The sequence below is a fragment of the Lentzea albidocapillata subsp. violacea genome, assembly GCF_900100275.1.
Taxonomy (GTDB): Bacteria; Actinomycetota; Actinomycetes; order Mycobacteriales; family Pseudonocardiaceae; genus Lentzea; species Lentzea violacea.
This window is the reverse complement of the sequence record NZ_FNET01000003.1, coordinates 227460-248903: the sequence shown is the minus strand read 5'-3', so window position 1 is coordinate 248903 and position 21444 is coordinate 227460. Positions and strand designations below refer to the sequence as shown.

The following is a 21444-nucleotide window of genomic DNA, read 5'->3' as shown; positions in this document are numbered from 1 at the left end:
CTCTGACACGAAGCAGATCGTCAGATGGGATCTGGTCCCGGCAAGGAGCTAAATCCGACATGGACCCCCGCGACCGGGCCGACGCCATGCTCGCCCGCGCCCGTGCACGTGGGCGGAACATCGTGACGCCGGACAACATGACGTCCCCGATGGACAGCTCCGACACCCAACAGATCCCTCGCTCGCTGGTCAACGCCGTGGACCCACGCCGAGACCCGGACTCGACCATGATCCTCGCACCCGCCCAGATGGGCCACCAGCAGCCGCAGCGCCCACCGCACCACACACCGCAGCAGCCCATGCCGACGCAGCCGATGCCGCAGCAACAGGCTCCGGCGGATGACGCGGAGATCACGCAGGTGGTCCGGCCGGGCCTGATCCCGACGGTCTCGAACCACCAGCAGTCCCGCAACTCGCTGACGCAACGGCTGAGCGGCGACATGTAGAGGCAGTCAGCGGGCCTTCCGCGTGAGAATCTTCACCCGCAACGCAAGCCCGGCCTTCAGCACCGCCCGGAACGGCGCCCACAACACCCCGGCATGCCGGTCGGCCATGTACCGGTAAGCACTCCGATGGTGCTCCTTCAACATCCGGTCCGAAGACCGGGCGGTCGAGTGGCCCCCGATGTGCGTGACCTCGGCATCGGGCACGTAGACGTTCAACCACCCGGCCGCACCCACGCGCTCCCCGAGGTCGACGTCCTCGAAGTACATGAAGTACCGCTCGTCGAACCCGCCGACGGAGTCGAAAGCCTCACGCCGCATCAGAAAACAGGACCCGGACAACCACCCGGCGGAACGCTCGACCGGAGCCTTCTCCTGCCGATAGGCCCGAGTCCAGGGGTTCGACTTCCAGACGGCACCGAAGAGCGCGTGCCCGGCCCCACGACCCAGCGAGGGCAACAACCGGGCGGACGGGTAGATCTCCCCGGAGGGTTCCCGGATCAGCGGCCCGAACATCCCGCCCCGAGGCCACCGCTGCGCCGCGTCGATCAACGCGTCCACGCTGCCGGGCGAGAACTCGATGTCGGGGTTGGAGATCAGCACCCACCCGACGTCGGAACCCAGCGCCGCGACCCCGCGGTTGGCGCCGCCGCCGTAGCCGAGATTGCCGCCGGTGGGCAGAAAAGTGACGTGGGAATACGAAGCCGCAACGGACTCCGGCACCCCGTCGGTGGACCCGTTGTCGGCGAGGATCACCTGCGCCGGACGGGTGGTGGCCTTCGCAAGGGTGTCCACAAAGGGAGCCAGCGTCTCGCCCGGCGAGTACGTGACCGTCACGACACCAAGTCCGTCGCCGTAGTTCACGCGCGTCACCCTAGCGACGGCTCAACGCCGGCGACTCACCAGCATCGCGCGCTCGTAGGCCAGGCGGTGGCGGTCGGCGCTGACGGCCCACGAGAAGTCCTTGGCCCGCTGCTGTCCCGACGCGGCCAGCGAAGCACGGCGGGCAGGGTCGTCCAGGAGGTCGGCGATCGCGGCGGCGATGTCGCCCGCGCCGACGCCGCAGTACGCGACGGCCTCGCCGCCCACCTCGGGCAGCGACAGGCGCCGGGTAGTGAGCACGCAGGCGCCGCAGGCCATGGCCTCCAGCACGGGCAGTCCGAAGCCCTCGCCCAGAGACGGGTACGCCACCAGCTGGGCGCCGCCCAGGAAGCCCGCCAGTTGTTCGAACGGCAGGTAGCCGGCGCGGATCACGCGGATGCGGTGCGGGACGGAGTCCAGGGCGCGCTCGACCTGGCTGTCCCAGCCGGGCTGGCCCGCCAGCACCAGCGCGGGCGGTTCGGCGCGGCCCACCATCGCCTGCGCGAAGCCGCGGATCAGCGCCGGGACGTTCTTGCGCGGTTCCAGGGCGCCCAGGAACGCGACGTACGGCGCGTCGCCGAGGGACAGGCTGCGGCGCACCGCGAGGACCTCGTCCGGTGACGGCGGGTGGAAGCGTTCGGTGTCCACGCCGTGCTGGGCGATGTGCAGGACGCGGCGGTCGGCCCCGGCGACGCGCACCAGTTCGTCGGCGGTCGCCTGCGACGGGACCACGCACAGGTCCGCGCGCCGCAACGACGCTCGGGTCCAGGCGCGGAAGAAACGGGCCTTCACCGACGAGTGCAGCACCGGGTCGGTGAAGAAGGTGGCGTCGTGCAGCGTCACGACCGAGGCGGCCTTGCCGGCCAACGGGAGCGTGTAGTGCGGTGAGTGCACCACGTCCACGCCGAGGGTGCGGATCAGGCGCGGCAGTGTCGTCTGTTCCCAGGCCAGCCGGGCCGTCCTGGTGGCGACGGCGTCAGCGGCGCGGATCACGCGGGCGTTCGGCGCGATCTTGGTGAACAGCTCCTCGTCGCGCGGCTGGCAGACGACGGAGAGCCTGGTCCCGTCCGCGTCCAGCGCCGCGACGAGCGAATCCACGTAACGGCCGACGCCACCACGGTCTGCGGGGATCGCGGTGGCGTCGATCAGCACGCTGGGCTCGGCGGTCGGCACGATCAGCAAGCGTAATGTCATTCCCTAATGCGTTTAGCGGGAATGCGGCAATCCGATCGTCAACCGTGTGCTCCCCACACCCCCTGTGCCGTCTTTGCCCAGGTGAACTCACTCGCGCGAGTGATCCCGGCGTCGACGGTGTGACGAGGATCCGCCAGAACGGCGCGCAGACCTTCCGTCAACGACGCCAGGTCGCCGCGCCGCACGACGGTTCCGGCGCCGCCCGCGACCTCCACCAGAGCCGGGTCGTCGGAGTGCACGACGGGCACACCGGCGGCCATCGCCTCCAGCACCGGCAGCCCGAAACCCTCCGCCAGGCTGGGCGCGGCGAGCACCGAGGCACCGGCCAGCACCGAGGCGAGCCGCTCATCGGACACCCTGCCGAGCAACGTCACGTGCGGCGCGCGCAGGTCGACGTCGCCCCAGCCCTGCGGACCGACCACGACCAGCGGCACCCGAAGCCGTTCGGTCGCCCGCACCAGCAACCCGAAACCCTTGCGCGGCTCCACGGTGCCGACGGCGAGCACGTACGACGAGGGCAGGTCATCGGCCGGTGAGCCGACCAGCCGCGTCACGCCGTTGGGCACCACGTGCACCGGCACTTCCACACGGACGCACTCCGCCAGTTGAGACGCGACGGCCTGCGTCGGCACCACCAGAGCGCGTGCCTCGCGTGCAGCACGCGCGATCACCTTGCGGTGCCAGGCGACCCCGCGCGGAGTCAGCGTCTCCGGGTGCGTCCACGGCACCACGTCGTGCACGGTGACGACGGCACCCGGCAGCGGCGCGAGCGGCGTCGGGGCGTGCACGTGCGGGCCGAGCTTCGGCGGCAGGCCGCGTTCCCACAACGCCACCAGCGCCCGGCGCGGCAGCCTGATCACGCGGTCGGCGCAGGCCGTCGCCGCGGTCGTCACGGTCCAGCCGGGAGGGGCGTTCTCCCCCAACGCCGCGAGCAACTCCGCCGTGTAGCGGCCGGTCCCGCCGGGGACCGGGGCGTTCAGTTGCTCGGTCAGCACTACTAGCTCGGGCACGTCGCGTACCGTCTCACGCCGTGTCGGCAGTCAGCACCGTGGTGGTCGTGACGTGGCGCGGCCGTGACCACATCACGGCGTGCCTGGACGCCCTCAGGGCCCAGAAGAGTCCACATAGGACGATCATCGTCGACAACGCGTCCGACGACGGCACAGCCGAGCTGATCAGCGGACATGAGGTCGTGAGGCTGCCCCGCAACCGCGGTTACGCGGGCGGGCTCGCCGCCGTTCTCGGCATGGTCGACACCCCGTACGTCGCGTGGCTCAACGACGACGCGGCACCGGACCCGTCGTGGCTCACCGAACTGGAGAGCGCGCTCGACGGCGAACCCGGCGCGGCCGCCGCCACCTCGTCGATCCTGCTCATGGACGGCTCGACGCAGTCCGTCGGCGTGGCGCTGACGGCGGACGGCCACGGCAGGGACGTCATGCTCGCCGGCCGCGAGGTGTTCGGGTTCTGCGGTGGCGCGGCACTGCTCAGGACGGCGGAACTCAAGGCCGTGGGCGGCGTCCCGGCGAGCTTCTTCTGCTACTACGAGGACACCGACACGGCCTGGCGGCTGCGGCTGGCCGGCCACCGGGTGATCTCGGTCGGACCGGCGCGGGTCCGGCACCGGCACGGCGCCAGCACGCGGCCCGGTTCGGCGCTCTTCCACCGCTGGAACGAACGCAACCGGCTGCTGATGCTGCTGCGGTGTGCGCCCGCCTCGGCGGCGTTCACCCAGCTCGCCCGGTTCCTGGTGATCACGGCGTTGCTGCCGTTCCGCGGGAACGTCCCGGACGCGGCGAACTTCCGGTTCGGACTGCGCACCCGCGTGCTGGCGGAGGTGCTGCTCAGGCTCCCCGCCACGCTCGTCCAGCGCCTCATGATCAAGACGGCGGTCTCCCGCGGAAGCGTCTGGCGGGACTGGGCCGGCCGCTGATGGAACCTCCTGCCACCCCCAGGCGTCCCCCGGGACGATGAACATCAGGAAGCAACCGTGAGACGGCCGGTACCACTCATCGTGATCGGGCTCGTCGCCGTCGCCGCCGCGGTCCTGCTGGGTGCCGTCGTGCCCGAGCGGTACGAGCTCGCGGTGCTGGTGCCGTGCTGCCTGCTGTCGATGGCGTTCGCGTGGGGCGTCGGCAAGCTCGGGCCGGCGTGGCTCGTGCTGCCCGCGTTCATGGTCGTGATCCCCGGCACAGCGGTGCTCGTGGGCGACGGTCACCGTGCGTTGATGGACGTCCTCGGCACGCCCCAGACATGCGTGATCACCGGCGTCGAGGACGTCCCGGGGCCGGACAACCCGATCTTCGCGCACCTCGTGACCTGCCCGGACGGCGCCGAGCTGCGGATCGTCGTGCGGGGCGAGCAGGACAAGAGGATGCAGCCCGGTCCGGCCACCGTCCTGCGGCACCCGCTGATGCGGCCGCTGCTCGCCGAACGCAACGACTGGTCCGGGGAGTGGGTCTTCGGGGTGCCTCTTGCTGTCGTCTTGCTCCTGATCTGTGCAACCACACTGCGGGCGCGCAGAGTGATGAGGCAGGCTTAGCGCGTGGATCGAGCCTCACTGCCCGTCGTGTCCGTCGTCGTCGTCAACTACCGCGGTGCGGACGACACCATCACCTGCGTGCGCGGACTGGCCGACGTCGACTACCCGGCGGAGCTGCTCCAGGTGATCGTCGTCGACAACGAGGCGCACGACACCGCACGGCTACAGGCCGCGCTGCCCGGCGTCAAGATCGTCACCTCGCCGGAGAACCTCGGCTTCGCGGGCGGCTGCAACCTCGGCGTCGAGCACGCCACGGGCGGGGTGCTCGCGTTCCTCAACAACGACGCCCGCGCGGACCGGAACTGGATCAAGGCCGCGATCAGGGTCTTCCACACCGAACCGGCGGTCGCCTCGGTCGCGAGCAAGGTCCTCGACTGGGACGGCGAGAAGATCGACTTCGTCGACGGCGGGCTGACCTGGTTCGGCATGGGTTACAAGCGGCACGCCGGGCAGGACGACGACGGCAGCCACGACGGCCCCAAGGACGTGCTGTTCGGCACCGGCTCGGCGCTGTTCGTACGGGCCGAGGTCTACCGGGAGCTCGGCGGGTTCGACGACCGGTTCTTCATGTTCTACGAGGACGTCGACCTCGGCTGGCGGCTCAACCTGCGCGGCTGGCGGGTCCGCTACGAACCGGCGTCGCTCACGTTCCACCGCCACCACGCGTCGATGAGCTCGATCGACCACAGCCGCGAGCTGTACCTGCTGGAGCGCAACGCGCTCATGTCGCTGTACAAGAACTTCTCGGACGAGACGCTGGCCAAGGTGCTGCCGGCCGCGCTCGCGCTGTGCGTGCGCCGGGCGACGGCGCGCGGTGAGATCGACCCCACGCAGCTGGAGATCACCCGCCGCCCGGCCGACCCCGCTGCCGACCGCGAGCCCGTCGGGATGTCGCGCCAGGCGCTCGCCGGGTTCCTCGCGATCGACCAGTTCGTCGAGCTGATGCCGTCGCTGGCCGAGTCGCGCAAGATCGAGCAGGCCGCCCGCCGGTTGTCGGACACCGACATCGTTCCGTTGATGCGCAAGGCGTTGGAGCCCGCCTATCCCCTGCCGCGCTACCTCGCCGCGCACGACATCCTGGTGGACGTCCTCGGTCTCGACGACGTGTTCGGCAAGCCGCGCAAGATCCTGGTGATCACCGGCGACGCGATCTCGGACCGGATGGCGGGTCCCGCGATCCGGGCCTGGCACATGGCCGACGTGCTGTCCGGCGAGCACCAGGTGCGGCTGGTGACGACGAACCCGCTGTGCGCGCCGCCCGACGCACCGTTCGGCATCGAGCGCGCCCGGCCGAAGGAACTGCCGCCGCACGTCGCCTGGGCGGACGTGGTGGTACTGCAGGGGCACGCGCTGGAGATGGTCGCGGAGCTGAAGAAGCTGTCGTCGACCAAGATCGTGGTCTGCGACATGTACGACCCGATGCACCTGGAACTGCTGGAACAGGGCAAGGACAAGCCGGACGACAGGCGCGCCCTCGACCTGGCGGCCGTCACGAAGGTGCTCAACACGCAGCTCGAACGCGGCGACTTCTTCCTGTGCGCGTCGGAACGGCAGCGGCACTTCTGGCTGGGTCACCTGGCCGCGCTGGGCAGGCTCACGCCGACGTTGTACGACAACGACCCGACGACGCAGTCGCTGCTCGGGATCGTCCCCTTCGGACTGTCGGGCAAGCCGCCGCAGCGCACCGGCCCGGCGATCAAGGGCGTCGTGCCGGGTGTCACGGACGCGGACAAGGTCGTGATCTGGGCCGGTGGCGTCTACAGCTGGTTCGACCCGCTGTCGCTGATCGAGGCGATGGACCACCTGCGCCGGCGGCAGCCGTCCGCGAAGCTGTACTTCCTGGGCATGAAGCACCCGAACCCCGAGGTCCCGGACATGGACATCGCCGGCCAGACGCGGGCGTTGTCCGCCCGGTTGGGGCTGACCGGCGAGACCGTGTTCTTCAACGACGGGTGGGTGCCCTACACCGAGCGGCAGAACTGGCTGCTCGACGCGAACTGCGGTGTCACCACGCACTACGAACACGTGGAGACCACGTTCGCGTTCCGCACACGGGTGCTCGACTACCTGTGGGCGGGACTGCCGATCGTCACCACGTCCGGCGACTCGTTCGCGGACCTGGTGCTGCGGGAGGGTTTGGGCGTCGTCGTGCCACCGGAGGACCCGGAGGCACTGGCCGACGCGCTGGAGAAGGTGCTCTACGACGAGGAGTTCGCGGCCGCGTGCCGCGAGCGCATCGCCGTCGTACGCGAACGGTTCACCTGGGAGACGGCACTCGCGCCACTGGCCGAGTTCTGCCGCAACCCCAGGCCCGCCGCGGACCGTCTGCCCGGCTCGGCTCCCATGGTGCGCACACCGGAGCTGAGCACGGGGGACAAGGTGAAGCGGGACCTGCTGCTGGTGCGCGAGTACCTGGACGCGGGTGGCCCGACCGAGTTGGCCAAGCGGGCGACGGGGCGTCTGCGGAAAATCGCGCGTGGTGGCAGGTAAATGGCGAGATCCCGCAAATCCCGAGAACACAAGCCTCTCAGGGTGCTGCTCGACGGCACCCCCCTGCTCGGCAACCGCACCGGAATCGGCCGCTACACAGCGGCACTGGCCGAAGAACTGGCGTCGATGGCGGACTACGTCGACGTGCGGGCGGTGGCGTTCACCCTGCGCGGCTGGCGCGCGTTGCGGACGGTGCTGCCGCACGACGTGACGGCGCGCGGCCTGCCCGTCTCGGCACGGGCGTTGCGCCAGATGTGGCTGCGCGCCCCGTTCCCGCCGGTCGAGATGCTGGCAGGGTTCACCGATGTCATGCACGCCACGAACTTCGTGCTGCCGCCGACGATCCGGGCCGGCCAGGTCGTCACGATCCACGACCTGGCGTTCCTGGACGCGCCCGGTGACCTCCCGCCGTCGGACCGCCGGTTGCCTGAACTGGTCCGGCTTTCGGCTCAACGGGCGGACGTGATCTGCACGCCGACGGCGGCGGTCGCCTCCGTTGTGGCGGACCGGTTCTCCGTGCCGCTGGAAAAGATCATGGTGACGCCGCTGGGCGTCGACACCGCCTGGTTCGCCTCGCGGCCGCCGTCGCCGACGTTGCGCGGCCGGCTGGGGCTGGGTTCGGAGTACCTGCTGTTCGTGGGTGCGGACGGGCCGCGCAAGGGCCTCGAATACCTGATCAAGGCGCACGCGTCCGATCCGTCGCTGCCGCCGCTCGTCATCGTCGGACCGGGCCGGGCCGGCGTGGACGGCCGGGTGCTGCGGACCGGCTACCTGCCGGACGTGCACCTGCGGTCGGTGGTGGCCGGCGCGACGGCTCTGGTGCTGCCGTCGCGGGACGAGGGTTTCGGGCTGCCGGTGCTGGAAGCGTTGGCCTGCAACGTTCCTGTGGTGTGCTCGGACGTGCCCGCGTTGCGCGAGGTCGCCGGTGGGCACGCGCTGCACGTGCCGGTCGGAGACGTGGAGGCCCTGGCCGACGGCCTGGCTCAGGCCGTCGCGGCGCCGACCACCCCCGAGGCGCAGTCCGAACGGCGTGCGTACGCGTCCGGGTTCACCTGGCGGCGGTGCGCGGAGAAGACGGTCGAGGCGTACCGGCTCAGCCGGGCCTGACGTGCGTGCTGGAGGGCGTCAGGAAACCCTGACGCCCCAACGGCTTCACCGAGAGTGCGGCCTCGGTGAACGCTTGTCGAGCTGATTCATCGACACCTGCCGCGAACCCGTGACAACGGCAACGCACTTCAGGAAGCGCTGCCGATCGGAATCCTCTGTCGCGGGACGCTGCGGTGTGCGCCCGGAATCGAACATGCCGAATAGGGTCCCGCATTTGGAACTACCGTGCCAGACCGGTCACTCCAATGGCGCAGCACCGGTACGGGGAGCTACCACCCCTGCCCGGAATGCCTCCGAAAGGGCGCTGCGCCAGTGCGGCAAAGGACGTAGTCCGGCCGCTGCCCACGCCGCGCCCGACAGCACCGAGTAGGCGGGTCGCGGTGCGGGGCGCGGGAAGTCCGCCGTGGTGCAGGGCTGAACGCGCGCGGGGTCGGCGCCGAGCTCCTCGAAAATCGCCTGTGCGAAACGGAACCACGTCGTCTCACCGCCGCCGGTGGCGTGCAGCAACCGCTCGGAGGGCAGTACCGAGGCCAGCTCCAGAAGTCCGGCGGCCAGGTCGTGCGACCACGTCGGCGAGCCGACCTGGTCGTCCACAACGGACAGAGAAGGTCGCGAGGACTCCAGCGCTGCCATGGTCTTCACGAAGTTCGAGCCGTGCACGCCGTACACCCACGACGTGCGCACGACGTACCCGCCCGCATCCAGCACGCGGCGTTCGCCTTCGAGCTTCGTGCGGCCGTACGCGGATTTCGGGCCGACCGGGTCCGTCGTCTCGTACGGCCGCTCGCCGTCGCCGGAGAACACGTAGTCCGTCGAGACCTGGATCATCGGAATGCCAAGGGAAGCGCACGCCTGCGCCAGCAGACCGGGGCCGACGGCGTTGACCTCGAAGGCGCGCTCCTCGTCGGTCTCGGCCGCGTCGACGGCGGTGTACGCGGCGCAGTTGATCACCGCGGAGGCACCGGCCAGGGCGGCGGCCGTCACCTTCGTCACGTCGAGTTCGGCAGAGGACACCGCGCGGACGTCACTGGACAGAGCAGCGAGGTCGTGGCCGAGCTGGCCACGACCACCGGGAACGAGGATCATCGGATCAGCCTTTCACCAGCGCGGCGCGCTCCTTGAGCGGCTCCCACCAGGCACGGTTTTCGCGGTACCACTCGACGGTGTCGGCGAGACCGACGGTGAAGTCGACCTGCGGCGCGTAGCCGAGTTCGGAAGCGATCTTGGAGATGTCGACCGAGTAGCGGCGGTCGTGGCCCTTGCGGTCCTGCACGGGCTCGACGGCCGACCAGTCGCGGCCCGTCGCCTCCAGCAGCTTCTCGGTCAGCTCGCGGTTGGTGAGCTCGGTGCCGCCGCCGATGTTGTAGATCTCGCCCGGCCGGCCGCCCTCGGCGACGAGCTGGATGCCGCGGCAGTGGTCGGCCACGTGCAGCCAGTCACGGACGTTCAGGCCGTCGCCGTAGAGAGGCACGTTCCTGCCGTCGATCAGATTGGTGACGAAGAGCGGGATCACCTTTTCGGGAAACTGGTACGGCCCGTAGTTGTTCGAACACCGAGTGATACTCACGGGCAGTCCGTGAGTGCGATGGAACGCACGGGCAAGCAGATCGGAAGAGGCCTTGGAGGCCGAGTACGGCGAGTTCGGTTCGAGGATGTGCGTCTCGGTCCAGGAGCCGTCCTCGATCGAGCCGTAGACCTCGTCCGTCGAGACGTGCACGAACTTGCCCACGCCCGCGTTCAGGGCCCCCTGCAGCAGCGTCTGCGTGCCCAGGACGTTCGTGAGGACGAAGTCCGCCGAACCCGTGATGGACCGGTCCACGTGCGATTCAGCCGCGAAGTGCACGACCACGTCGATGCCGCGCATCTGCTCGGCGACCACATCGGCGTCGCAGATGTCGCCCTGGACGAACTCGAACTTGCCCGCGACCGGCGCGAGGTTGGTCTCGCTGCCCGCGTAGGTGAGCTTGTCGAGCACCACGACTTCGGCACCGGCGAACGCCGGGTAGGACCCGCTCACCAACTCCCGCACGTAGTGCGAGCCGATGAAACCGGCCCCACCTGTCACCAGTACGCGCATGCCATTTCCTCCCGTGGTGTATCCCGGCAGCAGTCTGTCACCTACCTGATCGCTGCAACCCACAGCAACGTCACGTCGTGTGACTTATAAACGACTAAACTTAGTGTGGTGGGGGAGGAAACGGCTGTGGAAGGCAGGAGTCTGCGCGTCGGTGTGGCCGGAAACCGGCCATCGGCGGCCCTTCGCGCTTTCCTGGTGACAGGGAAGATCTTCGTGGCCCTCGTCTCGACAGCTGTGCTTCTCGTCACGTCGTACGGCTGGAACAAGCTGCGCACGGCGAACGAGGGGATCGTGAAGACCGAGGTCATCTCGGACGAGCTCACCAAGCAGGGGCCCAAGCCGCTCGACGGCGCGGTCGACATCCTGCTGGTCGGCATGGACAGCCGCACGGACGCGCAGGGCAACCCGCTGTCGGACGAGGTGCTGGCCCTGCTCAACGGCGGCATCCCCGACGGCGAGCAGAACACCGACACGATGATCCTCGTGCACATCCCGGTCGACGGGACGCGCGCGGTCGCGATCTCGTTCCCGCGTGACGCCTACGTCGAGATCGCGGACGGGTTCGGCAAGCACAAGCTCAACTCCGCGTTCGCCCGCCAGCGCAACACGGTCGACCAGGAGCTGCGTGCACAGGGCGTGACGGACGAGGCACGCATCCGCACCGAGTCGATGGCCGCCGGCCGCAAGACGCTGATCAAGACGATCGAGGGCATGTCCGGCGGCGCGGTGCGCGTCGATCGGTACGCCGAGGTCAACCTCGCCAGCTTCTACGAGGTCACCAAGGCCATCGGCGGCGTCGAGGTGTGCCTGAACGAGCCCACCTCCGACCGCGACTCCGGTGCGAACTTCCAGGCGGGCCGGCAGACGATCGAGGGTGCGGCGGCGCTGTCGTTCGTGCGGCAGCGCCAGAACCTCCCCGGCGGCGACCTCGACCGGATCGTGCGCCAGCAGGTGTTCATCGGGGCCCTCGCGAAGAAGGTGCTGTCGACCGGCACGCTGACCGACACGAGCAAGCTCAACGGGCTCGTCGAGGCCGTGCAGAAGTCCGTGATCCTCAGCTCCGGCTGGGACATCACCACGTTCGCCGAGCAGATGCAGGGCCTCGTGGGCGGCAACTTCGAGTTCAAGACCATTCCGGTGGGCGACCCGACGGACACGTACAGCGACGGCAACGTGCTGCCGGTGAACCCGGCGGAGGTCCGCAGGTTCCTCACCGGCCTGGCCGCGGACAAGAGCACGTCGAGCACCCCGCCGACGACGGGCACGAGCCTGCCCGCGCCGCCGAACTCCGCGATCACCGTGGCCGTCTACAACGCGGCGGGTGTGCAGAATCTCGCGTCGCGGGTGATGAACACGTTGACGGCCAAGGGTTTCCAACGCGGCCCGGTGGCGTCGGCCACACAGAACAGCGACACCACGGTCGTGCGGTACGCGGCCGGCGAGGAGGGCTCCGCCCGCAAGGTCGCCGCGGAACTCGGCCCCGGCGTCGGCGTCGAGGAGGACCCGTCCGTCCGAAAGGGACAGATCCAGGTCTTCGTCGGCGGCGACTACGAGGCGCAGGACGACTCGAACGTCGATCCGCAGGGCGTTCCCGGCACGTCGACGGCCGCGAGTTCCAGCAGCACCCCGCCGATCACGGCGGGCGGACTGGTCTGCGTGAACTGAAACCCCCGGCGTAACGCTCTTCCGATAGTTACGCTGAGCACGCAAGTCCAGTCCACGGAGGGTCAGACGTTGAGCACTGCCGCACGCGCGAAGAAAACCGCACGGGTCACAGGCCGTACGGTGATCGCGCTACTGGCCGTGACGACGTTGGTGTTCTCCGGTTACTTCTGGACCGCGCTGCGGCTGGTGAAGCAGAACACCAACACCACGCAGATCCTCCAGGTGCTGGAGGACATCCCGAACTCGCCGCCGGTCGAGGACGGAGCGATCGACATCCTGCTGGTGGGCAGCGACAGCCGGACGGACGCGCAGGGCCGGCCACTTCCCGCGGACGTGCTGCGCAAGCTGCGCACCGAGGGCACCGACACGGTGAACACGGACACGATCATCGTGATGCGCGTGCCCCGCAACGGCGGCAAGGCGAGCGCGATCTCGATTCCGCGCGACACGTACGTCCCGATCGCCGGCTACCGCGAGGACAAGATCAATTCCGCGTACGGCGCGGTCAAGTACCTGACCGCCGAACGGCTGCAGGCCGAGGGCGTGAGCGATCAGCAGGAACGCGAGCGCCAGTCGGACGAGGCCGGGCGCAAGGCGCTGGTGCAGGCGGTGCAGGACCTGACGGGAATGCGCGTCGACCACTACGCGGAGATCAACCTCTACGGCTTCTACCTGCTGACCGAGGTGATCGGCGGCGTGCAGGTGTGCCTGAAGGCGGGCACGTCGGACCCGAACTCCGGCGCGAACTTCCGCGCGGGCCAGCAGACGATCTCGGGCGGCGACGCGCTGTCGTTCGTGCGGCAGCGGAACATGCCCGGTGGTGACCTGGGTCGCATCGCGCGGCAGCAGGTGTTCATGTCGCAGGCGATGAAGCAGTTGCTGTCGGCGGGCACGTTCACCGATCCGGGCAAGATGAGCGGGCTGCTCGACGCGATCTCGAAGTCCGTCGTCGTGGACCAGAAGCTCGACCTCGCGACGCTGGCGACGCAGGCGCAGGGCCTCGCGACGGGCAACGTGGAGTTCGCCACGATCCCGGTGACGAGCATCGACGCCCGCAACGAGCGCGGGCAGAGCATCGTGACGGTCGACCGCGAGGCGGTGAAGGCGTGGGTGGCTCAGCAGATCGGCGAGACCCCGAAGCCCGCTCCCTCGCCGACGACCCCGAGTACTCCGTCGCGGTTCGGTCCTGAAAAGCTGCTCTCGCTGGACGGCCACGCTGTCGCAGCCGCCCGACAGGATGTGCCCTGCGTTGACTAGGAGTGCCGAGTGAGCGTGACCGAGATCCTCTTCACGCCCTTGCTGAAGGCCGATCCGGGTCGTCCGCTGATCACGCACTACGACGACGCGGCGGGCACGCGGATCGAGCTCTCGCGGGCGACGGTGAAGAACTGGGCCGCGAAGACGGCGAACTGGCTGCGCGACGAGCACGACGTCGAGCCCGGTGACCCGGTGGCGGTGCTGCTGCCCGCACACTGGCAGACCGTGGGCCTGCTGCTCGGCGCCTGGTGGTGCGGCGCCCGCGTGGTCAGTGCGGGCTTCTCCGCTGCGAAGGTGGCCGTGGTGCCGCCCGGCGGCACGGCGGACGCGGACGTCGTGGCCGTGGCCTCGTTGCACCCCATGGGATTGGGCTCCGGCGCGCCGGTCGACTACGCCGACGACGTGCGCGTGCACGGCGACGACTTCATGCCGTGGGCACCGGTCGCGGGCTCGACGCCGGCACTCGACGAGTCCACTGTGGATGAAGTCGTCGCCCAGGCCCGCGAACTGGGCACCGCGCTCGGCACTGAACCGCGCGTGCTGTCCACTCTGGAGTGGGACTCGCCTTCCGCTGTGCTGGAAGGCTTTCTGGCCGTGCTCGCGGCCGGTGGCTCACTCGTGCAGGTGAGCAATCCCGACGCGGGCCTGCTGGCCGCGCGCCGGGAGAGCGAGAAGGTCACGCGGCAGCTGGGTTGAGCACCTTGTTGTTCTTGAACAGCACGCGGTCCAGCGCGTAGGCGCCACCGTTGAAGCCGAGCGCGAGAGCGGCGGCGCCGAGCACGATCACCAGTTCCGCACCACCCTCGCCGAGCAGGCCGTTCGGCAGGTGGACGAGCAGCCACGCACCGAGCATGTCGACGGCGAGCAGGATGCCGGCGATCGGCAACGCCACCCCGGCGATCAGCGCGAGGCCACCGGCGAGCTCGACGGACGCGGCGAACCACGCGGACAACGACGGCAGCGGCACGCCCATCTTGTCGAACGACCCGGCGGTGCCGGCCATGCCGAACTCGGTGAACTTCTGCCAGCCGTGCGCGACGAACACGATGCCGACGGCGATGCGCCCGATGAGTGCGGCGACGTCCTTGACCATGATGTTTGCTCCCCGATGCGGTCGTTCGGCTGTAGGTCGTTCAGCCTCGAGGCCAAACTAGTACAGGTTTGAACAACCTCATGGTTTCGACAGGAAGCCAACAGCGAGTCGTTAGGTTCGCAGGTCTGGTACATGTACAGGGACGGTTTCCGGGGGGTTCGATGGGTCAGTACGCCTACTTCGCGCTCGTGGGCCAGTGGGACACGGTGAAGAACCCGTTCACCGTCGTGCGCACGGGTGGCGAACACGACGAGGTCTTCTCCACCAGGCTGCGGTGGGAGCAGACCGATCTGCTGCAGCGCACCGACTCCATGCGCGGTTATGACGATGTCGTGCCGATCAGCGAGAAGGAGGGCAAGCGCTTCGAGACGATCCAGGCGAAGCGGGTCGAGGAAGAGGAGCGCAGCTGGAAGAACCGCTCGTACTTCGCGATCGTCAGCCGTTCGGACACAGTGGACAATCCGTACACCGTCGTGCGCTCTGGCGGCGAGTACGACCAGTTTTTCGGCGTCAGGCTGACGTGGTTGCGGACGGATCTGCTGTACCGCATCGACTCGGGGCGCGAGTACTACGACGCCGTCCCGATCAGCGCGGAGGACGGCAAGCGCTTCGAAGCGATCCAAGCGAAGCGGGTCGAGGAGGAGCTGCGCCGGCAGGCGGAGTCGTGACTCGTCGCAGCTGACGCAGTTGCACAGGCCAGGTGTGATGAGTGTTGAACAACGCGTGCCACATAGTGGTTCCTGGGGATGCACGAGTGGTAGCCGATCAGCGCGTAGTACCTGTATGTCCTGGCCATCGCGGTTCCTCAGCTACTTCGCGGTCGACGGCTCGTGGGTGGTGAGTTCCCCGAGGGGTTCACCACCAGCCTCGACGGGGACTGCACCGACCTGCCGGATCGCATCAGGATGGGCCGGGACGGCCACGAGGTAGTGGAGATCAGCACGGAAGACGCCACGCGCTTCGAGACGACCCAGGCCCGCCGGGTCGAGGCCGTCCGCAAGCGCGACGGCAACTGATTCACCCTGCGAACCGGGCCGGGCACTCCGCCCGGCCCGGTTCCGTCATTTCCGGAGCTTCAGGCCGGACCCTTCGGCGTTCATCAGAGTCATGGTGTCGCGGTCGATCTCGAAGGTGACCTCGCCCAGTTCGAGCGTGTCGCGGATGGCGCCGTCCACCTTCATCTTGTCCTCCCCGCACATCATCGCGGTCATGACGAGGCTGCTGTCGAACGTGATCCTCTGACCGTCCACTTCGTACTTCTCGGCGCCCGTGACGTCGGTCGACCCGCTGTTGCAGCCGCCCTGCACGTAGATGAAGCCGTTCTTGAAGGAGATCGTGCCCGTCACGCCGTCCGGCACCGACGACACGACGTCGTTCTTGATGATGCCTTCGACGGTCCAGGTGACGCCTTCCAGCGGTGCCTGGGGTTCCAGCGCGAGCACGATCTCGGCGTTCGCTCCGGTGAGCACGAGGTTCGAGCCGTCGAGCCTCCAGGACGGCTTCCCGCTGAGCAGCTTGGACAGCCACTCGTCCTGCTCATGCAGGCCCTGGGCGGGGCAGGCCATGTCGGTGGTGCTGAGGTCGGTCACCGTGAGCTTGCCGTCGTCGAGCTGCACCGGGCCCTGCATCTGGTTGCAGCCGACGTTGGCGAGCAGCCTGCTGCGGGCGGTGAACCTCAGTTCCACCTTCGTGCCTGCGACCAGGGTGCGCGGCTGGCCCTGTTCGGTGACGGACGTGGACGTGAACACCTTGCCCTGCACGCCGTTCCCTCCTCCCCCAGCGGATCCACATGCGGTGACGAGCAGGACGACGGCGATGAGCAGCCGGGAACCCATGTGCGGCCCTACTTCCCGAGTTTCAGGCCCGCGCCGGACGCGTTCGTCAGGCTCAGCGTGGCGCGATCGATCTCGTGGGTGGCCTCGCCGTTCTCGAACGTCGCACGGACGGCGTTCTCCACCTCGTCCACCGGGCCGCATGACCTCAGGGTGCTCGCTCCCAGCTTGGCCTTGATCGTCTGGCCGTCCAGCACGTACGGCGTTTCGGCGCCGTTCAGGTTGCAGCCGGTGTCCACGAGCATGTTGCCGCCCTTGAAGGTGATCGTGACCTTCACCCCCTCAGGTACGGACGAGACGGCGTCCTGGGTGACGAGGCTGTTGACGGTCCAGATGCCCTCCAGGGTGGCGGGCTGTTCCGGCGCGAGCACGATCTCCGAGTTCGAGCCGGTGATCACGAGGTTCGCGCCGTCGAGCTTCCAGGACGGCGTCGCGCCGAGCAGCTTCGACAGCCACTCGTCCTGCTGGTGCAGTTCGGGTTTGGGGCAGCCCATCGCGGTCATGCCGAGTTCGCCGACGGCGAGCCTGCCGTCGTCGACCTGCACCGGGCCCTGCATCTGGTTGCAGCCGGCGTTGGCCATGAGCCTGCCGTCGTCGGTGAACCGCAGTTCCACCCGCGTGCCCTCGACCATGGCGCGCGGCTTGCCCTGTTCGGTCACGGAGGACGAGACGTACACCTTGCCCCGCAGGTCGGCGCCCTGGCCCGCGGAGGGGCTGCCACAGGCCGTGGTGACGGCCAGGAGCAGGACGGCGAGCGCGATTCGGTAGCTCATGCCGGTAGGACGGAACGTCGTGGCGTTGGGGTTGCCCGAAGGCGAGGCTCCTGGGGGTTGACAGTAGACGCGGCCGGCGCTCTACTTAACCCAGAGGTTAGATAACCAAGTGGTTAGGTACGTGATGGACCAGCTGAGCTCCACCTTCGCCGCACTGGCGGACCCGACCCGCCGGGCGATCCTCGCGCGGCTCACCGAGGGCCCGGCAACGGTGAAGGAGCTCTCCGAGCCGTTCGACATCAGCGGCCCGGCGATCTCCAAACACCTGCGCGTGCTGGAGAAGGCAGGCCTGATCACCCGCGGCAGGGAGGCCCAGTGGCGTCCCTGCCGGCTCGACGCGACACCGCTGGAGGAGGTCGCCGTGTGGGCTGAGAACTACCGCCGCTTCTGGGATGCGAGCTACGCACGCCTGGACGCACTCTTGACCGAGATGAAGGAGAACGAGAAATGACCACGGTGAAGTTCGGCACGACCGTCACCCTCCCGTCCGACACCGAGATCGCGATGTCGCGCAGGTTCGACGCGCCCGCTTCGTTGGTGTGGAAGGCTTTCACGACGCCTTCGTTGCTGCGCCGCTGGCTGCTCGGCCCGGACGGCTGGGAGATGCCGATCTGCGAGGTCGACCTGCGCGTGGGCGGCAAGTGGCGCTACGGCTGGGCGCAGCCGGACGGCTCCGGCGCGTTCGAGATGCACGGCGAATACACCGAGGTCACCCCACACTCGCGCCTTGTGAACACGGAGATCTTCGAGGACAACCCGCCGGCCATCACGACGGTCTCACTCGTCGAGGAGGACGGCCGCACGACGATGACCACCACAATGCGCCTGGTGTCACAGGAAGCACGGGACGCGGTGCTGGCGTCCGGCATGTCGGACGGCGCGGGCCGCAGCTACGAGCGCCTGGGCGAGATCCTGGCATCCCTCTGACAGTCCACTGTGGCTGTTCTCCCTGCGTAATCACCTTTTGTGGCACCGTTTCCCCCGGTCGGGTTGCGGACTCGTGGTTACCTTCGGGCGCATGGGACGTTTCTTCGTGGCTCTGGCCATCATGCTCGGCTTCGCCGTGCTGTCCGCTCCCCTCGCTCACGCAGCCCCGGGCACCCGCTGGGAAATCACCCCGTGCGCGTCCGGCACGAAGGCCCTGTGGCTGCCGCGCGTCGACAAGTTCGGCACGGACCTGTCCTGCACGACCGAGGAAGCCCGTTCCGCGGCGGTGAAGGCGGCCAGGGACAGCGGCAGTTTGACGCGGATGGCGAACGTGGCCATCGCGTTCTCGCAGCAGCTCGCCGACAAGTCGCTGACCGCCGCCTCGCCCTGCGTGCTGGGTGCCAAGGGGGCTGTGGGGGAGGCGATCGGCACCTGCGTGGCCGTGTGATCGCGCAGGCACGAACTCGCGGCTGATCGGCCTGCTTCGCTGCTGCCTCGCTCACTCCGGGTAGCTTGGTGCGGTACAGAACCAAGCACCCGCCGAGGAGGTAGCTCGTGACCGACAACGCCCAGCCAGGGCGGGTTGGCTATCGCGAGATCGCGGACGACCTCCGGCGGCAGATCGACTCCGGCGAGCTGCCGCCCGGCAGCAAGGTACCGGGCGAGAACGACCTCACGAGCCGATACGGCGTCGCGAAACTGACCGCACGCCATGCTCTCGATGTGCTGAAGACCGAAGGCCTGATCGTCGCGAAGCGAGGGTCGGGAACGTTCGTTCGCGAGTTCAAGCCGATCAGGCGCGTGTCGCCGGACCGGTTGCGGGCGAGCAACTCGTGGGGCTCGGGCCAGCCGATCTGGGCGACTGACGTCGGCACACGCCCGAGGACAGAGAACGTCGCTGTCGACGTTGAGCTGCCGCCCACCTCTGTTGCCGAGGTGCTCGGCCTCGACAAGGGCGCACGCGTGGTCGTCCGGCGCCGTACCTACATGGTCGACGACAAGCCTGTGCAGCTCGCGACGTCCTACTACCCGGAAGCACTGGTCGCGGGATCCGCGATCAGCGAGATCAACACGGGCGAGGGCGGTGCCTACGCCAGGCTCAGGGATCTGGGCTACGAGCCGGTCAGATTCCGCGAAGAGTTGCGGATCCGCATGCCGCGCGAAGCCGAGCGCAAGGCTCTCGACATCACCCAGGACACGCCGATCATCTTGATCGTGCGAACGGCGTACACGGCCGATGACCAGCCAGTCGAGGTCAACGAGATGGTCCTCGACTCGGCGGCGTACATCCTCGAGTACAAGTTCACGTCGCAGGACTGACACTTGCGCTTCTATATAGAACTGCGCTTCACTGGCGAAGCCAAGTTCTATATAGAGATTGGGCGTCGCATGTCGAGCATCATCGCGCCGTACATCACCGCGTGGAGCGCCGAACAGGATCTGCCGTGTGTCCTGGTGGAGCGGCCTGACCACAGCATCGGGTACGCCAACGAACTGCTGAGCGACCGCGATCGGCACGGTGTGTTGTGGCGCCAGACCGCACTGCGGCACCGAATCGGACGACCCGAGTTCGCCAGGGTTCATCCGTCACGCCAGCGGCGGGCAATGGAACTGTTGCTGTGTCAGGTTTGTGGCGGGTCGGCGGACCGGAATGACGACGGTGTCCTGTGGCTGCAACGAGATTGCCGCGACGACTGGCCACAGTGGCCGAACGGGATGGCTTCGGTGGAGCCGCCGGTGTGCGTGCCGTGCGTACCGATCGCGAGGCGCATGTGCCCTGCGCTGCAACGGGGAGCTGTGACGGTCCGCGTGAGGGACTGCCCGGTCGTCGGTGTCCGGGGCGTGTTCTACAGGCAGAGCGTGCTGGCGCCTACAGCCGCCAAGGCAGGGAACTTCGCCTTCGACGATCCTGCGGTGCGTCGGGTTCTTGCCTCTGCGCTGATCCGCGAGCTGCGCGGCTGCGTCATCGTCCCGCTCGAAGAGGTGAGCGGGACGATGACTCGAAGCCTCAGCCGTTGAGCACGGCGCGCGACATGACCACGCGCTGCACCTGGTTCGTGCCCTCGTAGATCTGCGTGATCTTCGCGTCCCGCATCATCCGCTCGACCGGGAAGTCGCGCGTGTAGCCGGCGCCGCCGAAGAGCTGCACCGCGTCCGTCGTGACCTCCATGGCCACGTCGGAGGCGAAGCACTTGGCGGCGGCGGTGATGAAGCCGATGTTCGGCTCGCCGCGCTCCGCCTTGGCGGCCGCCACGTAGACCATGTGGCGGGCTGCCTCGATCTTCATCGCCATGTCGGCGAGCATGAACTGGACGCCCTGGAAGTCCGAAATGGACTTTCCGAACTGCTTGCGGTCCTTGACGTACGCGACCGCGGCTTCCAGTGCGCCCTGGGCGATGCCCACTGCCTGGGCGCCGATGGTCGGGCGGGTGTGGTCCAGGGTGCGCAGAGCGGTCTTCAGGCCTGTGCCCGGCTCGCCGATGATGCGGTTGGCGGGGATCGTGCAGTTCTCGAAGTAGATCTCGCGGGTCGGCGAGCCCTTGATGCCGAGCTTGCGTTCCTTGGGGCCCACCGAGAAGCCCTCGTCGTCCTTGTGCACGACGAACGCCGAGATGCCCTGCGACTTCTTCGGTGCCTGCGGGTCCGTCACGGCCATGACGGTGTACCAGGTGGACTCGCCTGCGTTGGTGATCCAGCACTTGGTGCCGTTGAGCACCCAGTGGTCGCCGTCCAGCAGGGCCCTGGTGCGCATCGAGGCGGTGTCGGAGCCCGCTTCGCGTTCGGACAGTGCGTACGACGCCATGGCCTCGCCCGAGGCGATGGACGGCATGACCAGCTGCTTGAGCTCGTCGGAGGCCGCGAGCAGGATCGGCATGGTGCCGAGCTTGTTCACCGCCGGGATCAGCGAGGACGACGCGCAGACGCGGGCCACTTCCTCGATGACGATGCACGTGGCGACGGAGTCGGCGCCCTGGCCGTCGTAGTCCTCGGGCACGTGGACGGCCGCGAAGCCTGCCTTGACCAGGGCGTTGTGTGCCTCTACCGGGAAGCGCTCGTTCTCGTCGACCTCGGCCGCGTACGGCTTGATCTCCTTCTCGGCGAGCGAGCGGACGGCCTCTCGCAGCGCCTCGTGCTCCTCGGCGAGCTGATAGGTGCCGAAGCTCGGGTTCACCTTATTACCTC

24 protein-coding genes are annotated in these 21444 nt (G+C 68.7%); 15 read left to right on the top strand and 9 right to left on the bottom strand.

Features of this window, described 5'->3' with window-relative positions; genetic code table 11:
- Nucleotides 1-59 precede the first annotated feature (59 nt).
- Entirely contained in the window at nucleotides 60-446 is a 387-nt protein-coding gene (locus BLR21_RS09130; RefSeq protein WP_090005372.1) for a hypothetical protein, read from the top strand.
- A 6-nt stretch (nucleotides 447-452) separates the two neighbouring features.
- On the opposite strand, the gene BLR21_RS09125 is transcribed toward BLR21_RS09130, so the two are convergent.
- From BLR21_RS09125 to BLR21_RS09115, 3 genes are all read right to left on the bottom strand, one after another.
- Nucleotides 453-1307 carry a glycosyltransferase family 2 protein gene (locus BLR21_RS09125; protein WP_176929546.1) on the bottom strand — a complete coding sequence of 285 codons (855 nt, stop codon included), beginning with the start codon at nucleotides 1305-1307 and terminating at the stop codon, nucleotides 453-455.
- Between the two features lie 21 nt (nucleotides 1308-1328).
- On the bottom strand, nucleotides 1329-2456 hold the full coding sequence (locus BLR21_RS09120; RefSeq protein ID WP_090005618.1) for a glycosyltransferase family 4 protein: 1128 nt from the start codon (nucleotides 2454-2456) through the stop codon (nucleotides 1329-1331).
- 80 nt (nucleotides 2457-2536) lie between these two features.
- Nucleotides 2537-3508, bottom strand: coding sequence for a glycosyltransferase family 4 protein (locus tag BLR21_RS09115; protein WP_090005370.1), 972 nt, complete (start codon nucleotides 3506-3508; stop codon nucleotides 2537-2539).
- A gap of 20 nt (nucleotides 3509-3528) precedes the next feature.
- Between BLR21_RS09115 and BLR21_RS09110 the strand changes: the two genes are divergently transcribed.
- The 4 genes from BLR21_RS09110 to BLR21_RS09095 are packed head-to-tail and all read left to right on the top strand — an operon-like array spanning nucleotide 3529 to nucleotide 8637.
- A complete protein-coding gene (locus BLR21_RS09110) occupies nucleotides 3529-4431 on the top strand; it encodes a glycosyltransferase family 2 protein (protein WP_256334576.1) in 903 nt (300 codons plus the stop codon).
- A gap of 57 nt (nucleotides 4432-4488) precedes the next feature.
- Nucleotides 4489-5040: a hypothetical protein gene (locus BLR21_RS09105; protein ID WP_090005369.1), complete on the top strand. Its 552-nt coding sequence runs from the start codon at nucleotides 4489-4491 to the stop codon at nucleotides 5038-5040.
- Between the two features lie 3 nt (nucleotides 5041-5043).
- Nucleotides 5044-7530 (top strand): glycosyltransferase, encoded by a 2487-nt coding sequence (locus tag BLR21_RS09100; protein WP_256334575.1) that lies wholly within the window; start codon nucleotides 5044-5046, stop codon nucleotides 7528-7530.
- Complete coding sequence (locus BLR21_RS09095; protein WP_176929545.1) at nucleotides 7531-8637, top strand: glycosyltransferase family 4 protein; 1107 nt, start codon at nucleotides 7531-7533, stop codon at nucleotides 8635-8637.
- 237 nt (nucleotides 8638-8874) lie between these two features.
- On the opposite strand, the gene rfbD is transcribed toward BLR21_RS09095, so the two are convergent.
- Together rfbD and rfbB are read right to left on the bottom strand one after the other, a co-directional pair.
- Nucleotides 8875-9723: a dTDP-4-dehydrorhamnose reductase gene (gene rfbD / locus BLR21_RS09090; RefSeq protein ID WP_090005366.1), complete on the bottom strand. Its 849-nt coding sequence runs from the start codon at nucleotides 9721-9723 to the stop codon at nucleotides 8875-8877.
- Between the two features lie 4 nt (nucleotides 9724-9727).
- On the bottom strand, nucleotides 9728-10714 hold the full coding sequence (gene rfbB, locus BLR21_RS09085; RefSeq protein WP_090005365.1) for a dTDP-glucose 4,6-dehydratase: 987 nt from the start codon (nucleotides 10712-10714) through the stop codon (nucleotides 9728-9730).
- 108 nt (nucleotides 10715-10822) lie between these two features.
- On the opposite strand from rfbB, the gene BLR21_RS09080 reads away from it, so the two are divergent.
- The 3 genes from BLR21_RS09080 (at nucleotide 10823) to BLR21_RS09070 (ending at nucleotide 14332) form a co-directional block, all read left to right on the top strand.
- Complete coding sequence (locus tag BLR21_RS09080) at nucleotides 10823-12379, top strand: LCP family protein (protein ID WP_256334574.1); 1557 nt, start codon at nucleotides 10823-10825, stop codon at nucleotides 12377-12379.
- 120 nt (nucleotides 12380-12499) lie between these two features.
- Nucleotides 12500-13636 (top strand): LCP family protein, encoded by a 1137-nt coding sequence (locus BLR21_RS09075; protein WP_256334573.1) that lies wholly within the window; start codon nucleotides 12500-12502, stop codon nucleotides 13634-13636.
- Between the two features lie 9 nt (nucleotides 13637-13645).
- The gene (locus BLR21_RS09070; protein WP_090005362.1) at nucleotides 13646-14332 is read left to right on the top strand and encodes a TIGR03089 family protein; all 687 of its coding nucleotides are present in this window, start codon (nucleotides 13646-13648) and stop codon (nucleotides 14330-14332) included.
- On the opposite strand, the gene BLR21_RS09065 is transcribed toward BLR21_RS09070, so the two are convergent.
- Nucleotides 14313-14729, bottom strand: a complete 417-nt coding sequence (locus BLR21_RS09065; RefSeq protein ID WP_090005361.1) for a DoxX family protein — start codon at nucleotides 14727-14729, stop codon at nucleotides 14313-14315. The genes BLR21_RS09070 and BLR21_RS09065 overlap by 20 nt on opposite strands.
- A 161-nt stretch (nucleotides 14730-14890) precedes the next feature.
- On the opposite strand from BLR21_RS09065, the gene BLR21_RS09060 reads away from it, so the two are divergent.
- Nucleotides 14891-15397 (top strand): hypothetical protein, encoded by a 507-nt coding sequence (locus BLR21_RS09060; RefSeq protein WP_090005360.1) that lies wholly within the window; start codon nucleotides 14891-14893, stop codon nucleotides 15395-15397.
- Between the two features lie 162 nt (nucleotides 15398-15559).
- Entirely contained in the window at nucleotides 15560-15745 is a 186-nt protein-coding gene (locus tag BLR21_RS09055; protein ID WP_090005359.1) for a hypothetical protein, read from the top strand.
- 45 nt (nucleotides 15746-15790) lie between these two features.
- On the opposite strand, the gene BLR21_RS09050 is transcribed toward BLR21_RS09055, so the two are convergent.
- Nucleotides 15791-16564, bottom strand: a complete 774-nt coding sequence (locus tag BLR21_RS09050; protein WP_090005358.1) for an META domain-containing protein — start codon at nucleotides 16562-16564, stop codon at nucleotides 15791-15793.
- Nucleotides 16565-16572: 8 nt separating this feature from the next.
- Complete coding sequence (locus tag BLR21_RS09045) at nucleotides 16573-17334, bottom strand: META domain-containing protein (protein WP_090005357.1); 762 nt, start codon at nucleotides 17332-17334, stop codon at nucleotides 16573-16575.
- 124 nt (nucleotides 17335-17458) lie between these two features.
- Here BLR21_RS09045 and BLR21_RS09040 point away from each other — a divergent pair, with 124 nt between their 5' ends.
- From BLR21_RS09040 to BLR21_RS09020, 5 genes are all read left to right on the top strand, one after another.
- Nucleotides 17459-17785, top strand: coding sequence for an ArsR/SmtB family transcription factor (locus BLR21_RS09040; RefSeq protein ID WP_090005356.1), 327 nt, complete (start codon nucleotides 17459-17461; stop codon nucleotides 17783-17785).
- The gene (locus BLR21_RS09035; protein ID WP_090005355.1) at nucleotides 17782-18261 is read left to right on the top strand and encodes an SRPBCC family protein; all 480 of its coding nucleotides are present in this window, start codon (nucleotides 17782-17784) and stop codon (nucleotides 18259-18261) included. The genes BLR21_RS09040 and BLR21_RS09035 overlap by 4 nt, the downstream gene beginning before the upstream one ends.
- A 91-nt stretch (nucleotides 18262-18352) precedes the next feature.
- A complete protein-coding gene (locus BLR21_RS09030; protein WP_090005354.1) occupies nucleotides 18353-18709 on the top strand; it encodes a hypothetical protein in 357 nt (118 codons plus the stop codon).
- Between the two features lie 107 nt (nucleotides 18710-18816).
- Nucleotides 18817-19581 carry a GntR family transcriptional regulator gene (locus tag BLR21_RS09025; RefSeq protein ID WP_090005353.1) on the top strand — a complete coding sequence of 255 codons (765 nt, stop codon included), beginning with the start codon at nucleotides 18817-18819 and terminating at the stop codon, nucleotides 19579-19581.
- Nucleotides 19582-19584: 3 nt separating this feature from the next.
- Nucleotides 19585-20280, top strand: coding sequence for a hypothetical protein (locus BLR21_RS09020; RefSeq protein ID WP_090005352.1), 696 nt, complete (start codon nucleotides 19585-19587; stop codon nucleotides 20278-20280).
- Here BLR21_RS09020 and BLR21_RS09015 read toward each other — a convergent pair.
- Nucleotides 20270-21433: an acyl-CoA dehydrogenase gene (locus BLR21_RS09015; RefSeq protein WP_090005351.1), complete on the bottom strand. Its 1164-nt coding sequence runs from the start codon at nucleotides 21431-21433 to the stop codon at nucleotides 20270-20272. The two genes, BLR21_RS09020 and BLR21_RS09015, sit on opposite strands and share 11 nt — an antisense overlap.
- Nucleotides 21434-21444 lie beyond the last annotated feature (11 nt).